General features: G+C 54.3%; 11 protein-coding genes. 7 read left to right on the top strand and 4 right to left on the bottom strand.

The window, feature by feature from the left end; genetic code table 11:
* Positions 1-89: 89 nt before the first annotated feature.
* Positions 90-914 carry a hypothetical protein gene (locus tag PLD04_02120; protein ID HXK67114.1) on the bottom strand — a complete coding sequence of 275 codons (825 nt, stop codon included), beginning with the start codon at positions 912-914 and terminating at the stop codon, positions 90-92.
* Positions 904-1,188, bottom strand: coding sequence for a hypothetical protein (locus PLD04_02115; GenBank protein HXK67113.1), 285 nt, complete (start codon positions 1,186-1,188; stop codon positions 904-906). Before PLD04_02115 ends, PLD04_02120 begins: the two co-directional genes overlap by 11 nt.
* 78 nt (positions 1,189-1,266) lie before the next feature.
* Here PLD04_02115 and PLD04_02110 point away from each other — a divergent pair, with 78 nt between their 5' ends.
* The 3 genes from PLD04_02110 to PLD04_02100 are packed head-to-tail and all read left to right on the top strand — an operon-like array spanning position 1,267 to position 6,630.
* Complete coding sequence (locus tag PLD04_02110) at positions 1,267-3,948, top strand: DUF2339 domain-containing protein (protein HXK67112.1); 2,682 nt, start codon at positions 1,267-1,269, stop codon at positions 3,946-3,948.
* On the top strand, positions 3,938-5,881 hold the full coding sequence (locus tag PLD04_02105; protein HXK67111.1) for a hypothetical protein: 1,944 nt from the start codon (positions 3,938-3,940) through the stop codon (positions 5,879-5,881). The genes PLD04_02110 and PLD04_02105 overlap by 11 nt, the downstream gene beginning before the upstream one ends.
* Complete coding sequence (locus PLD04_02100; GenBank protein ID HXK67110.1) at positions 5,878-6,630, top strand: DUF6498-containing protein; 753 nt, start codon at positions 5,878-5,880, stop codon at positions 6,628-6,630. Before PLD04_02105 ends, PLD04_02100 begins: the two co-directional genes overlap by 4 nt.
* Here PLD04_02100 and PLD04_02095 read toward each other — a convergent pair.
* Positions 6,627-6,998 carry a nuclear transport factor 2 family protein gene (locus PLD04_02095; protein HXK67109.1) on the bottom strand — a complete coding sequence of 124 codons (372 nt, stop codon included), beginning with the start codon at positions 6,996-6,998 and terminating at the stop codon, positions 6,627-6,629. The two genes, PLD04_02100 and PLD04_02095, sit on opposite strands and share 4 nt — an antisense overlap.
* A gap of 317 nt (positions 6,999-7,315) precedes the next feature.
* Here PLD04_02095 and PLD04_02090 point away from each other — a divergent pair, with 317 nt between their 5' ends.
* From PLD04_02090 to PLD04_02075, 4 genes are all read left to right on the top strand, one after another.
* Positions 7,316-8,620: an efflux RND transporter periplasmic adaptor subunit gene (locus PLD04_02090; protein HXK67108.1), complete on the top strand. Its 1,305-nt coding sequence runs from the start codon at positions 7,316-7,318 to the stop codon at positions 8,618-8,620.
* A gap of 18 nt (positions 8,621-8,638) precedes the next feature.
* A complete protein-coding gene (locus PLD04_02085) occupies positions 8,639-11,725 on the top strand; it encodes an efflux RND transporter permease subunit (GenBank protein ID HXK67107.1) in 3,087 nt (1,028 codons plus the stop codon).
* Between the two features lie 105 nt (positions 11,726-11,830).
* Positions 11,831-13,933, top strand: a complete 2,103-nt coding sequence (locus PLD04_02080; protein HXK67106.1) for a hypothetical protein — start codon at positions 11,831-11,833, stop codon at positions 13,931-13,933.
* Positions 13,930-14,970 carry an asparaginase gene (locus tag PLD04_02075; GenBank protein HXK67105.1) on the top strand — a complete coding sequence of 347 codons (1,041 nt, stop codon included), beginning with the start codon at positions 13,930-13,932 and terminating at the stop codon, positions 14,968-14,970. Before PLD04_02080 ends, PLD04_02075 begins: the two co-directional genes overlap by 4 nt.
* Here the strand turns inward: PLD04_02075 and PLD04_02070 are convergent, their stop codons facing one another.
* Positions 14,971-15,723: an ABC transporter ATP-binding protein gene (locus tag PLD04_02070; protein HXK67104.1), complete on the bottom strand. Its 753-nt coding sequence runs from the start codon at positions 15,721-15,723 to the stop codon at positions 14,971-14,973. It abuts the gene before it with no gap.
* Positions 15,724-15,730: the final 7 nt, after the last annotated feature.

The raw sequence follows: 15,730 nt of genomic DNA, 5'->3' as shown, positions 1-15,730 counted from the left end.
CGATCGGAAATATTTTTTATAATGTCGGGAGAATGAAAAGTGGTTTCGGCCATAATCCCAGACCTTCCTCATCTTCAGGATAGTTTGGGTCAGGTTCTTCTTACAAGGTCAGCCTGGACCAGCGTGCCCCGGGCAATCAGGATGTACGAAGAAGCATACAGCACGTCCAGGAGAGGATCGAGGTTTTTGTACTCAAAGACAGAAAAGTGGGAGTAAAGAATATCCCCTGCGGTGAAGGCAAGTATCCCTGCGAGGATAAAGGACCACACTTTCCATAATACGCCCCCCCGCATGGTCAGAGCTGACCGAAAAAGAAGAAAGACGGGAAAGATCAGAACGAGATCCAGGATGGGATATCCCAGGTTGAGCAGGAGTTCCATCCGGGTCTGGGGAACACTGAGAAGGGGAGCGATGACCTTGTAAATCAGAAATGAGGCCAACCCTGCATAGATGATTCCTGAAAGAAGAAAGCTGGCACGGGATCCGACCGAAAGACCGGATTTCCCGTACGCCGCCACAAAGAGCCACATGGAAAGGATCAGCAACACGGTACCCGAGAAGAAGAAAAAGTCGGCGGGGGAGGGGAAGGGAGAAGGGATGAACCGGATCAGCTGGTACCACCCCAGAATGGCCTGCCCAAGGAAGAAAAGAAAAAAGCCCGAGGAAAGGGAGAGCCAGGCGGGGCGCACAGGATTGTTGGGAGCAAATCCGCGATAGGTCAGAAAGGCAAAGGAAGCTGCGAGAAAGAGAAAGAACAGTTTCACGGGAGAACTTAAAAAGAGAAGAGCCGTCGGTGTGAGAACCTCTGTATAGATGGGTGAGTCCGGCCAGATGGCCTGCGGGAGGAAGGCGGCCAGGATAGCAAGAAGAGCGGCCATGAAGAGGGCGTTGATACCGAGTCGTTCAGGCGACATGGATTCCCTTTTCCTCCATCTTCTGATGGATTTCTTGAATGATGGCCAGGGTGGAATGCTCGCCGATGAAGACATGGAGGCCCTTGGCGAGTTTCTCCAGCAATATTTCACACTCTTCTGCCGTGAAAACAGGGTTAAAAAGATTCAGCCGATCACAGTGCATCTTCAGGGAGGCCCTGGCCATGTTGGCTCCAATATAGGGAGAGATAGCGGATTCAATCATGGAAAGAAACATCTGCCGATCGATGTTGCTCAAAATCCCGGATTCTGCCATATGCCCAAAAGTATACCATGACGGCTGATCGTCAATTCGCCGTGGTAAGATAAGTCATTCCGACGATTGGGGGATTCCATGGAAGCTATCGCCATTATGGCTGTTCTCGGCTTCATCCTGCTGCTCCTCGTTCTACCGGCCCTTATCTTTTTCTTGATCGAACGCGGCCATCGCCAGAGGCTCCAGGCAAGGGTGGACTCCCTGGAGCTCAGCCTGGGAAGGCTCCTGCGTGCCGATGCCGCTGCCAGAGCCGAAAAGGCGAAAACTCTGGTTACACCTCCTCCCGAAACCCCTACGTTTACATTCGAAAAACCCATGACGGAAATTCCGGCTGAGCCATCCCCGGAATCTCAGCCTGTTGTCCGGCCCCCCGATCTTCCACCCATGCCCCCTGAGAAACCATTATCCGAAACAAAAAAACCTCCCCTACCTGTGAAGGAGATGCCGCCGGTTCGACCGCCCACACGTCCAACACCACCGGGAGATGGGATCCCGTACCATCCTATTCTGAGAGAGGAGAGCAAGACCTTCGAACAAAAACTGGCGACGCAATGGACTACCTGGCTTGGTGCCATCGCGCTTCTGCTGGCCGCAGTCTTTCTCGTGAAAATCGGATTCGAACAGGGATGGTTTGGTCCCCTGCTCAGGGTGACTTTTGCTTACCTCGGAGGAATCTTCCTCATAGGGTGGGGAGAGAAGTTGAGGGACAATTCCTATTACGCAGCCCAGGGCTCAAGTGCGGGCGGGATTGCCATGCTCTTTGCGGCGACCATAGGAGCCTCGACCCTGTATGGGTTCATCTCATCCACCATAGCCTTTGTCCTGCTCTTTCTGATCTCCATGGCAGGGGTTCTGCTCTCTCTCCGGGCCGGTGTCATGGTCGCCGTTGTCGGCCTTCTGGGAGGTTTTTCTCTCCCGATTCTTCTCCGAACAACCGAGCCTCACGTCTGGTCCCTCCTCGGATACCTGGTCCTGCTGCACCTGGCAACATCCTTTGCCGCAGCACGCCGGGGATGGGGATGGGTTACGGGTCTATCCACCTTGGCCATGGTGATCTGGGGTTTCATTTTCGTGAACCAGTTTATGGACCTTCATCCTCTTGCCCTGGGGGTTCTTCTCCTCTTCACTGGAGGATCCCTCTTTGTTCCGCAGTTGAAATTCAAGGGAAAGGAAAGTATCGTCGAAGTCCAGGCGACGACCCTTGCCCTCTTCTTTATCATTCTCTCTTTTGGTGTCAAGCCGCAACGGCTTGAAGGCTGGGTCATGATGGGACTTCTCTCTCTTGCCGTGATCTATCTGTCGATGAGAAAGCCCTTTCATATCGTGCTCTTTGCAGGACTGGTCATCACGATCTTACGCCTTGCCATCTTCGTAGGTGAGTCCCCAAAATCTCCCTATGTATTTCCCATTCTGATCACAGCCGGTCTTCTCTGGACCCTGGGGTGCTACCTGCGTCACTGGTGGTCCGAGATCCCCGTCGACAACCTCGCGGCCGCAGCGGTGGCATCCCTGGGGGCTGTCGGATTGATCTACTGGCTCGGCAAAACCGTACCCTTGCCCATGCCGTCCGGAGCCCTCTCACTGGGATGGGGAGTTTTCCTGATTATTCTGGCCCTGCCCGTCCTTCGCAAGGGAGAATTAAGCCTGTCTGCCCGGCGTCTGGCTGCATTGCTGGGAGGAGCAACCTTTCTTGTCAGTGCTGCCGTACCCATGGAACTTGAGCGAGCCTGGATTACCGTGGCGTGGGCCATAGAAATACCGATTCTCATCTATCTCGATTCCCGGCTTCGCGTACCCCTGCTACGTATGATGGCCCATATCCTGGGGATTGCCGTCATGGTCCGTCTTGTTCTCAATCCGGCGATTGTTTCCTATCCTCTCGGGGATATACCCGTGTTGAACTGGCTCCTTTATGGCTTTGGAATAAGCCTGGCCGCCTTCTTCATCGCGGGAATTAAGCTGAGAAAGATGGAACAAAGACTAATTTCGCATGCCTATTTCTGGGGAGCTCGAATCCTGCTCACGGTTCTCTGTGTTCTCGAGATCCGTCACGTCTTCCAGGATGGAAAGCTGACCGGACCCGTCACCGACCTCTATGAATTGACGACGTATGTTGTCCTGGGTTTTCTTCTGACCTATCTCTTCCGGTTCATTAATGTACGCTGGTATTCTTTGCAAGATGCACTGGCCATGAAGATCTGGGGCCTCGGGACCCTTGCCTTCATGCTCTTCGGGACAGTCCTCGTGTTTAATCCACTCTGGAATCCCGCTACATTGGGAGACACTCCTTTCCTGAATGGACTTCTTTATTTCTACGGACTTCCCATCCTCCTCTGTATGATTGCGGTCTGGAGGGTGTTTAATGCCGAACCCGTCCTGCAGAATTTCTACCGTACCTTTGCCTACGGACTCATGTTTCTTCTTGTCACCCTGGAGGTACGTCACCTCTTTCACCCGTATCAGCTCAATAGAGGATCGATCGAGGATATGGAAATGTATACCTATTCTGCGGCGTGGATCCTGATCGCTGTAGGGACCCTTGCGGCCGGCATTGTGAGGAAATCGAAAATCCTCCGTTACGTTTCCCTTGCCGTGATGTTATTGGCGGTGATTAAAGTTTTTATTGTCGATATGCCGGCACTGTCATTGATTCACAGATTTTTTTCCTTCCTGTGCCTGGGGATCAGCCTTTTCCTGATTTCCATCATCTACCAGCGCTTTGTCTTTCGCCGGGAGGTGGAGTTCGAAGATGAAGAATAAAGCAAGATTGATTCTCCTCATCCTCTCATCCTTCCTGATTGCGGGGAACGGAACCGGTCAGAGATTTACCCGGACCCTTGGCATTCCCGGACCTGGATGGATTTCAATTCCTGTCGATGGACATATGTGGCGGTACGCGGGTTCGACTCTTGACATTGTGGACTCAGCAGGTACTCATCTTTCAAGAAAGATTGTCTTCCCGGAGGATCGTCCTCCGGTTACCCCATCTCTCCTGCCCGTTCTTCACGATCTGGAGATCCAGAATGACCGGGCCATCCTTTCCCTCACGCTCCAGGGCGCCACCGTCAACCACCATCGGCTGATTGTCCAATTCGATCGACCCTCCTATGTGCCCTGGGCCATACTGGAGGCTTCCCCCGATCGGCGAAACTGGAAGGAACTGGCCAGAGGGAAGCTCTTCACCCTGAACCTCAGGGATTCACTGACTCAATCCGCCCTGGATTACCCTCCGACCGATGCCCGGTATCTTCGACTGATTCTCCATGGGGAGGATCGGAATCTCCCCGCGATCCGGCAGATTCAGGTCCTGGCTCACAGAGAGGCTGACCCGTGGGATGCCGAGGTGGTGCCTCTTCTCCCCGTCGACTCGGAGATGGTGGAAGCCATGGGAGAACCGTCCATTTCAGCAGGGCGCCCGGACCTTCCGCCATGGCCTCTGGAGGCAAGAACCCTGGAGCTTCCGCTGGAAAAGAATCATCCACCCTTTACAGTCACTTTCTGGAACCTGGTGAATGGAAGCTTGAATCGGGGATATGCCTGTGTCCTTCGACCCGGGGTCACGACTGTTCCGGTTCCCGGCGGCACCCTGCATTCTCCCATGCTGGTGAGCTGGGATCAGAAGATCGGAGAGATGAAAGAGGTCACAGTGAAGAGGTATCCGAAGGTTTTGGCCGTCTATGCAGAACACCCGGGCGCACTTTCTGTTTCCTATGGGGGTGTGGAAAAGAGTCCTGATCGAACCCTCCAGATTCCTCCGGATTCGAACCGGCCGGTTTATGATCTTTCTCCCCCTGTGGAGAAGCCCCTCGCTCTTTCGGAAGAACTGACCAGACTCGTGGCAGGAAATGAAAAGGAGTCAGGAGAGGCTGATGGTATCTGGAAGTTACAGGTTCCACAATCGGTCAGCAAAGGGCAGTGGGTGGAAATGGAACTAACAGAAGGGATATACAGAGAAGCAAAGCGCCGGATTACAGGTTTGTACATTGAGGCGGATGGTAAGATTGTGCCGAGCCTGATCCTGACCGATCCAGTACCGCTCCTGGTTTTGAGAAAGACACTTTTCCTTACCTCCCTTATAGATGAAAAAGATCCCGTTCGAGGTAGTAATTTCGATATGAAAGATGTCTTTCTGCCTCTCACTTTCTGGGTTCTTCGGACCGAGGGACCCTTGAACCATACCCTTCGGCTGCAGAGGGAAATGGAAATGCGAAAAAATTCGGGAACCGGTCAGGAGGAAAAAGTTCAATGGCGTGATGTGACCGCCATGAGGCTATTCTGTGACCCATGGTCTGACAGCTGCGTTTTCAGGGCGCCTCTGCCCGATTTACCGGATTGCCCGCTCCGTGTAACGCTATCGCCAATGGGAGACTTTCCATCCCCGGATTCGATCGAATTGATGATCTGGCGGGCCCGCCATCGTATTGTTTTTCCTCTCTCGAATCCGAATGCATCCTGGAATCTCACTTCACAAAAGGGGAGAGGAGACACCGCACACCCCGTGGAACGTTATCTGGATTCAGAACGATTCCCGGATGTGCTTCCTGCCGTGATGGTGGGAACCCTTTCCAGAACGGAGAAGGGCCGGAATAAGGAGCTTGTTTCAAGAATTCTCTTTATTGCTGCGCTTCTGGCTGCCGCCGTAGGTTTGATCTACACGATCTTCAGGCTGTTGCGAACGAAGGAACACGTTTGAAAACTGAGTCCGGATCAAACGGAGAGGAGGAAAGTGAGGTTTATCATCCTGAAAAGGAGGAAGAGCTTCCCCTTGAGGAACTGAAAGTTCTCGGAACACCCTCGATTCCGAGGAGTGTCTTTGAAACCATCATTGTACTGGCCACGAACGCAATTCCTATGGTCGGGGTCATCCAGCTTCACTGGTCTCCCTTCGCCCTCCTGCTTCTTTTTATTCTGGAAGGGGTTGTGGTTCTTTGTATCGATGCCATTAAATGGGTTATACCGAAATCCACTCTCTGGATCGGAAAGCAGATGGAAAAGTCGGCCGGCCAGCTTTTTTTCTTTGAATGCCTCTTCATCGGTTTCTTCGGGATCTTCGCCCTTCTCCTCTACAGCCCCAGCAGGGAGGATCCCGATAATTTCATTGCCACCTTCCTGAATATCAGGGAAATCCTCACGACAACACTTGCGTGGCCAATCCTGGGTATTGCCTTGTTCCGTCTGCAGAGGCTTATCCAGGACCTCGTCTCGGCCGGTCTGTTTACCCGTCAGAGGATTCGGCCTCTTTATTTTAGCGGAGGGGGATGGATGTTTCTTCTCTTTTTCCTGGTTATGCTTGGACCCTTTATCGCGGACCAGAGCCCCAATACGATGGGTGGACTTATCGCGATTGTCATCCTGAAGACCCTGGGGGAATGCCTGGGTATTTGGCTTACATTCTGGGGATTGCGGACCGATCCGAGGCTTCGGAAAATAAAGAGGGGCTAGGCCTTCATCGCATCAAACAGGGGTGCCGGATCGATGTAGATCAGGTATTCCCGGACCTTGGGGCCCGTCATGAGAAAGAGATCCACAAAGGGAAGAGTGATCGATGCACCACTGGAGAGGGTGTAGGTGACTTCACCCTGAACGGTGATCCATTCACCGTTGGCCCAGATTCGATGGAGGCTGTGCGAAAGAGAATGAATCATGGAGAAAAAGCCTTTCAGAGCATCACGGATCTGGGCTCTTCCCACAGCAGCAGGCTGACTGCCATACCGAAAGATTGCATCTTCCGATAGAAATTGGACAAAACCGTCCATGTCCTTTCGATCAATTGCCGAGAAAAGATCGAGAATCCACGTGGTGGGTGACACAGCGCGCCTCCGGAGGTAAAGTCGTATCATTATACACTACGACTCAGTCTCACGAGGAATTCCGTCCGGGAGGGAATTTCCCATCGTTCACCGGTGTCCTCTGTCCAGTCTATTTCGATGAATGAACACGTACAGGTCCGGCTGTCATCATAAAACTAAAATTAGCATTCTCAGCGGAGATTGACGGAATATCTTTAGCGAATATTTACTTATCTTGGTGTAAAATAGGACGAAAACAGCGCCAGAAGTGAAACCCTGCCTGATTAGGACAGGGTGACAAACCCGATGAATACTAGAAGACGAGGACCATCCAATTCATGAATTTCTCAAGACAGGTTCGATTGCAATTTACTCAGATTATTACACTGTGCGGACTGATGTTCCTCTCCGCATGCGCCGGGGATTCCGGCGCATCGTCCCCGGGTCCAGGAGGCGTCGTTCCGGCTGTGGAAGCGGTACAGGCCCGATTCGGAAACCTTCCCCTAAAACAGCGGGTAAGCGGAGTCGTGGAAGCAAAAAACCAGATCAATGTCTATCCGGAACTGTCCGCCGTCATTGTCGAAGTGTTCGTCAAAAACGGTGATGTTGTCAAAGAGGGCGACCCCTTGATCCGGTTGCGGGACCGCGAATTTCTGGAGCGCCTGAAACAGGCGGAAGCCGGATATCAGATTGCCGTGGCGCAGTTGAAACAGGCGGAAGCCCGTCTGAAAGAGGCCCGGTCCGAGCTGAAACGCCGGGATTCTCTGGCCCGTGAGGGTCTGGCCAGTTCTACGGATCTGGAAACGGCCCAGCTTGATGCGATTTCTGCGGAGGCCGATGTGGCATTGGCTCAGGCTCGTGTGGAACAGGCAAAGGCAACGGCAGAGGAACGCGATGAAGCCCTGTCGCAGGCCCTGATCCGTTCACCGATCCGAGGTGTGGTCGGAAACCGGAACGCGGAAGTTGGAATGCTGGTCACGGGGAGTACCCGGCTCTTCACACTGGGCCAGATGGATAAGGTGCGAGTCAACGTTATCCTGACCGACCGCATGCTTCAGAGTATCCATGTAGGCCAGCGCGTTGAGATCGCAAGTGACCATACACCGGATCAGGTGATTGAAGCAAAGCTTTCACGGATTTCTCCCTTTCTGAATCCTGTCACCCATACGACCGAAGCGGAAATCGACCTGGGTAACCCGGGGGGGACGCTACGGTCTGGGATGTTCGTCACTGTGGATATCTACTACGGGGAGAGTGAACAGGCAACTCTGGTGCCCTTAAGCGCGCTCTATGAAAACCCGGAAGACGGCCTCCTGGGAGTCTACGTGGCCGATTCAGTTCCAGATGGTGTGCAAAAAACAGATACATCGGAATTAATGTCCAGGGACCTTTCGGAACCTGTGAACTTTAAGTTTCAAACAGTCAATGTGGTTGCGAAGGGACGCCTGGAAGCGGGAATCCGGGGTGTGGAGAGCGGCCAATGGGTCATAACTCTGGGTCAGAATCTGCTTGGGGGAAAAGAGGGGATGGCCCGTGTTCGAAAGGTAACCTGGAACTGGGTGGAGTCCCTGCAGAAAGTTCAGCGGGAAGACCTCATGGAACCCCTGGTCGCCAGACAGTCCCCAACCGGAATCAGCCAGTAAGACGAAAGTGATGCGACTGTGACAATCACCCAGCTCTCCGTCAGCCGGCCCGTAGCGACGACAATGGTTTTTCTGATCATTATTGTCCTGGGTATAATGGGATTCCGCTTCCTTCCCGTTGACCTCCTTCCCCAGATCGAATATCCCATGCTGTCCATCCGAACGCTCTATCCAAACGTGGGACCGGAGGAGATCGAAAAGATCATCACAGACCGCATTGAGAACGCGGTGTCCGGGGTTCCAAACCTGGACAAGATTACCTCCCGATCCGAGGAAGGACAAAGCCGGGTCACGCTTCAATTTACCCAGGGAACCAGCATTGACGAAGCCGCCAACGATGTCCGGGCGGCCCTGGACCGCATTCGGGACGATCTTCCCCCCGAGGTTGAATCGCCCCGCGTGTGGAAATTTGATCCCGATAACTTTCCCGTTGTCATTCTGGGTGCCCGGTCTCCACGAGGCATGGCCGAGCTGACCCGGATCCTCGAACGGGAAATCTCCCAGCAGTTTGAGCAGATTCCCGGTGCAGGATCGGTGGATGTCTGGGGCGGTGTGTACCGGGAAATACAGATCCGTTTGAAGCTGGATCGGCTGGCATCCAGCCAACTCTCGTCCGCCGATGTTCAGCAGGCTCTGCAGAGAGAAAACATCACCCTCCCGGCCGGAGACATGCGGGAAGGGGTCAGTGATATGTATATCCGGACCCTGGGAGAGTACCAGTCGATTGAAGAAATTGCCGATACGATCATTACCATGGTGGACGGAAGTCCCATCCGGATCCGGGATGTGGCCGAGGTGGTGGACGGGTACGAAGACATCAACCGGCTGGTCCAGGTGGACGGGCTTCCCATGGTTCGTCTGGGGATTCGAAAGCAGTCCGGGGCCAACACGGTAAAGGTGGCCCGGGAAGCGCGAGCCGTAATGGACAAGATCAACCTGGAGCGGGATGACCTTGAACTGATCATGATCATCGATCAGAGTGAGTTCATCCGGAACTCTATCGATAATGTGAAAAATTCCGCCCTGTGGGGGGGGATTCTTGCGATCTTTATCCTCTATCTTTTCCTGCGGAACGGTTCGACCACCTTTATCATCGCCCTTTCCATACCGATTTCGATTATCGCCACCTTCGGCCTTCTCTTCTTCAACAAACTGACGATGAACCAGATGAGCTTTGGAGGCATGGCCCTGGGAATAGGGTTGATTGTCGACAATGCAATTGTCGTTCTGGAAAACATCGTGCGCCTCCGTGAAAAGGGAAGGGATGATATTGATGCCGCACTGACGGGCACCCGCCAGGTCGCCGGGGCCATCATTGCATCCACTCTGACTACGATCGTCATCTTTCTTCCGGTCATCTTCATGCAGACAGTGTCAGGAATGCTCTTCAAGGAACTTGCCCTGGTCGTCGTCTTTTCCCTGCTCTGCTCTTTGGCCGTGGCCCTGACCCTGGTTCCAATGCTGGGAAGCCGCTTTCTGCGGTTCAGGGAATCGGATCGAAATGGGGAGGGAGGAGGATCGCGGAAACTGCGGTGGCTGCGGAAACTGGAAGAGTCCTATGAACACTGGCTCATCCTTGCACTCCGCCACAAGAAGGTCATCTTTATTTCCACTGCCGTTCTCCTTCTGATCACGGTTCTCCTGTGGCCTCTGATCCCGATGGAACTGGCGCCCCAGACCGATGCCGACGAGATCAGCGTGGAAATGGAAATGGCCCAGGGGACGAACATCGCGGTTGTACATCGATATCTGAACGAGCTTCAGGAACTCGTCCGGGAAGCGACCCCCATGGACCAGGTGGACCACATCAGCATCGACATCCGGCCCGGGGATGCAGAGGTGGAACTGGCTCTGAAAGGAGCTGATGAACGGACGATCAACAGCTTCGCCCTTGCCGATGAGATTCGCAGCAGGGTTTCCGGGAAAATCCCCGGCGCGGAGATGCGAGTCGAGGCCCAGTCGGGTTTGTGGATCCTTCGGAGGCTCTTCGGTTCGGGAAGCGGGCAGGCCGTGGAAATCCAGCTTTTCGGCTATGACCTCACTCTTGCGGATCAGCTGGCTCACGGAATCCTTCAGATCATGGAGACAATTCCCGAGATCAGCGATGCCCGCGTCAGCAGGCGTGAAGGACGGCCGGAGCAGAACCTGATTGTGGACCGCGAAAAGATTGCAGATCTGGGCCTTTCCGTGAACCGGATTGCCCAGGTCATTCAGACCAATATCGGCGGAACCCAGGCCGGGGTCTTCCGGGAGGGCGGCGAAGAATTCCCAATCACGGTCAGGCTCCAGCCCCGGGATCGCCTGAGTACGCTTGACCTGGAAAATGTTACGGTTCGGACCGGTTCGGGAGAGATCCTTCCCATTTCCGCGGTAGTGAAAACCGAGGCTCGAAGGGCTCCTACGGAAATTGAGCGGGTGGACGGACAGCGGGTTACCTACATCACCGCCAACCTTACGAAGGGGGCGGCCCTGGGAGATGTGGTTTCCAGGCTACGAAAGGAGCTTCGATCCTTCACGATGCCCAGGGGCTATACCCTTGTCTTCTCCGGTGAGTACGAAGAGCAGCAGAAAGCACAGACCGACTTTATCCTCTCGATCCTGATGGCCCTCATCTTGATCTACATGGTCATGGCCGCCCAGTTTGAACGCTTCCTGGACCCCCTGATCGTCATGGTCTCCGTACCCCTGGCGATCATCGGCGTTGTGCCGACACTCCTGATCACGGGAACAACGCTGAACATCCAGAGCCTGATGGGAATCGTCATGCTCATCGGGATCGTCGTCAATAACGCCATCGTCCTGGTGGATTACATCAACCTGCTCCGCCGGGAACGCAATATGTCCATCTACGATGCCGTCGTCCAATCGGGAAGACGCCGCCTGCGCCCGATCCTCATGACGACCTGTACCACGGTTCTGGGCATGCTTCCCCTGGCCTTCGGAACCGGAGCGGGGGGTGAGATTCAGGCCTCCCTGGCCCGGGCCGTCATCGGTGGACTGACGGTTTCCACACTGATTACACTGCTTCTGATTCCCGCCGCCTACATCACGATCCACGATCTCCTGGATCGAAAAAGATCTGTTAAAGGTGTAGTACAGGGATAAGTTCGATGTATTGAACGTTGAAAGGAAGAGAATCTGCCCCCTGAATTCTCCTTTGAAGTCTCAAGATTTGCGCTATAATGAGATAAACCTATTTGGGGGGAATGAATGAATCCAGGGCGTATCTCCCTGCTATATCTGCTATTCATTCTTACAGCATTCACCGGTTTTTCCCAGACTTGTCCTCAGCTGGTTGCGGAGTGGGCATACGGACCCGCTGAACGGCTGGTTTTAAATGGAAGTTATCTCTATTTCGGCGCTGGAAAATATTTAATAGTCTATGACATCTCCGACCCATCCCAGCCGGTGAAAACCTATGAGCACAGGGAAACCGCACTGATCCATTGCCTGGCAGCCGAATCTGGTCTGCTTTACTCCAGTCGAGGCGGTTATCTTGTTATCCACGACATTTCAGTGCCCGACGAACCGGTGGAATTGGGAACCTTCGATCTGGTCAACTCCATGGATAATTGCGATCGAGAAGGTAGCTTTCTCTACATCGCCGAGGAACTTTCCGGTCTCCGTATCCTGGACCTCTCTGACCCGTATCTGCCTGTTCAGGCCGGTGTTCTGGATACCGCGGGTGTTGCCAGAGATGTGCAGGTTATCCCCGGGTACGCCTTTATCGCAGATGAAGCGAACGGCTTGCGAATCATTGACATATCCGATCCCTCATCTCCCTTCGAAGCTGCATCCTGGACACAAACACCTTTCGTCATTGACCTGGAGCTGACCGGAACCCTGCTCTACCTGCTGGACCGCAATGAGGGTCTTCGAATTCTGGATATTTCCAATCCACTTGCTCCCATTGAGCTTGGGGCTTTCGACCTGGTTCCCCAATCCTATTCTCGATTCGAAAAGTGGGGAAACCGACTTCATGTCTCCTTTACCGGGTCACGTGGATTTTTCATCGTGGATGTCTCCGATCCCGGAAATCCAACGTTTATGGGTCAGGACAGTACCTGTTATGCGCTGGATATTGCTACCTCGGGGGATACGGATTTTCTCATAGAACCCTCCCGGGGAATTCGTCTATTTACCGTGTCGGATCCGTCCACCATAACTCTGAGCACATCCATACTTCTCCCGGGACCCATAGAGAGAGTGGAACCTGCCTTTCCCTATCTCTATACAGCGGCGAGAACAGAAGGGATCTATGCTTTCGATATTTCGACTCCTTCCGCTCCCGTCCCCCTGAGCATTTACCCGTACAATGCCAGGGCGGCCTCTCTTACAGCGGATAACGGGTATCTCTATGTGTCGGATTACGACAAAAATTTCTATGTCCTCAACGTGACCGACCCATTCTCTCCCTTCCTGGAAGGTTCTGCTCCGATTCTTGATATTCCGGTCGAGAGCCGTATGTACGGTCCCTATGTACTGGTGACAGATTATATCCGAGGGCTTGTGGTCGTCGATGTGAGTAATCCGACCAATCCATTCGAGGCCAATTGCTACCTTCCCGGTGGCGAGAGGGGGGTGAAATTCGACATGTTGGGATCGATCGCCTACGTCACCGCGGGAAACCAGGGACTCCGAGTCCTCGATATTTCGGATCCGCTCAACATCCAGGAAGTCGATTCTTACGTCACCGGAGACTACGCCAACCTTGCCCGAATTGATGGGGCAAGGCTCTTTGTGGGATTTACGGCTGGCTGGCCTCCAACGGAATACATCCACGTCTTTGATATCACCGATCCTGCTCACCCCGTACTGGTTCAGGCAAACCTGAATCTGGCTCCCGAGGTAGGGGCTGAAGTCCTCGGGATGGGGGATTTGCTGTTTTCTACAAACACAGGCCCGGTTTGGGCCCATAATATAAGGGACCTGACGGCCCCTCAACTACTGGGGCACTACTTCAATGGCTTCATTTCACAGATTAAACAGGATCATTCCTACCTGTTTGTCCCCCATACGATCTCAGGTTTCAGCATCCTGGATCCCATGGGCTGTTACCCGGCATGCGTGTCAGATCTGGGGGATCTGAATTTTAGTTCTTCTATTACCGGTGTGGATGCAGCCATAATCCTTCAGGAAGTGGTGGGGCTGATAGTGCTCGATTCAGAACAGATGTGCCGTGCGGATGTGAATGCATCCGATTCTGTCACGTCCCTGGACGCCGCATTTTCGCTAATGTGCACTGTTGGCGACTGCGGTGGACTTCCCTTTGCCTTTGCTCCCTCGTGCGAAGACCATGGAAACTGTCTTTGAAAGAAAAAATTCGATTTCGTGATCCCGACAATTCATTTGTCGCCCCCCTGGTCCGGGTGACACGGGGAGAGGTGACGGAGTGCATCCACTACGGTCACGTCGCTGTCGTGAGGGACAATGGAGAGCTTCTTGCCTCTGTCGGCACTCCGGACATGGTGACCTATATGAGGTCCGCGGCCAAGCCGATCCAGGCGATGGCCGTGCTGGAGAGTGGTGCGGCGGACCAATTTGGTTTTTCCGACTCGGAAATCGCGGTCATGTGCGCTTCCCACTATGGGGAGCCCATCCATTTGGAGACGGTTCTGACAATTCTGGCGCGCATCGGCTGCACGCCCGACGACCTGCAGTGCGGTGCCGCCACCTCCCTGAACCCGACCTATGCCATGAAGATGGCACGGGAGGGTGTAGAGCCTGCAGCCCTCTTCAATGACTGTTCGGGAAAGCACGCCGGAATCCTTGCCCTTTGCACCCGCATGGACTGGCCCCTGGAAACCTACCTGGAACCTGAGCATCCGGCTCAAAAGACGATCCTGGAAACCCTGGCACGGATGGCCTGCCTACCTCCAGCTTCGATAGCCATTGGAATCGACGGGTGCTCTGTCCCGGTCTTCGCCCTCCCTCTTTCCTCCATGGCTCGTGCCTATGCCAGGCTTGCCTCCCCGGACTCCCTGGAAGAGCGGGACAGGCAGGCGGCGGAACGGATCGTGCGTGCCATGACCACCTATCCCGAGATGATTGCGGGAACGGGCGGGTTCTGTACGGCCCTTCTTTCGGTGGCGGGCCATCATCTCGTGGGAAAGCTTGGGGCAGAGGGAATCTACTGCATCGGCCTGCGGGAAAAGAACCTTGGAATCGCACTGAAGATCTCCGACGGCGCCTTCCGGGCTGTCTGGCCAGCGGCCGTGGCCTGCCTCGATCAGCTGGGAGTGTTAAGCGAAGAAGAGAGCCAAGCCCTGCAGTCGTTCCGCACCATGGCCAACCGCAACGATGTCGGAAAGGCGATCGGTACCATCGAACCCATTTTTAAGCTGGCCTGATTACGAAGCGGCTTCGCTTGAAGTCCGGGCGTCCTCCACGACCTTTCCGTCGTGAATCCTGATCATCCTTGGAGTTCTCCGGGCAATGGAAAGATCGTGGGTGATCAGCACCACGGTATGGCCCCGGGTCCAGAGCTGTTCGAAGATCGATATGACATCCTTCCCGGCGATGGAATCGAGGTTGCCCGTGGGCTCATCGGCCAGGATGATGTCCGGTTCGCAGGCCAGGGCCCGGGCGATCGCCACCCTCTGCATCTGGCCGCCGGAGAGCTCCGTGGGCTTGTGGGTGCCCCGGTCCGCCAGATCGACCTGTTCCAGGAGTTCTTCGACACGCTCTTTTCTCTTGCGGGAAGAAAGCCCCTTGAAGAGCAGGGGGAGCTCGATGTTCTCGTAAGCCGTCAGGTGGGGGAGAAGGTTGAAGTTCTGGAAGACGAAGCCTATGGTTCGGTTCCGGATGTCGGCCAGCCGGTCGACGTTGAAATCCGCGACTTCGTCTCCCTTCAGGCGGTAAGAGCCCTCCGAAGGCGTATCGAGGAAGCCGAGAATGTTCATGAGCGTCGACTTGCCCGAACCCGAGGGACCGACAACGGAAATGAACTCGTTGGGTTTAATTGACAGGTCGATGCCGCGCAGGGCTTCCACTTCCACCTTTCCGCCCATGGAGTAGACCTTTCGGATCCCCTTCATTTCAATGAGATTTCCGTTGGAGCCGTTTCCGTTCTGTTTCCGTTTGAAGATTCCGTCAAAAAACATGGGTCCC

The organism is Thermoanaerobaculia bacterium, from assembly GCA_035593605.1.
Taxonomy (GTDB): Bacteria; Acidobacteriota; Thermoanaerobaculia; order UBA2201; family DAOSWS01; genus DAOSWS01.
This window is presented reverse-complemented; position numbering and strand designations above follow the sequence as displayed.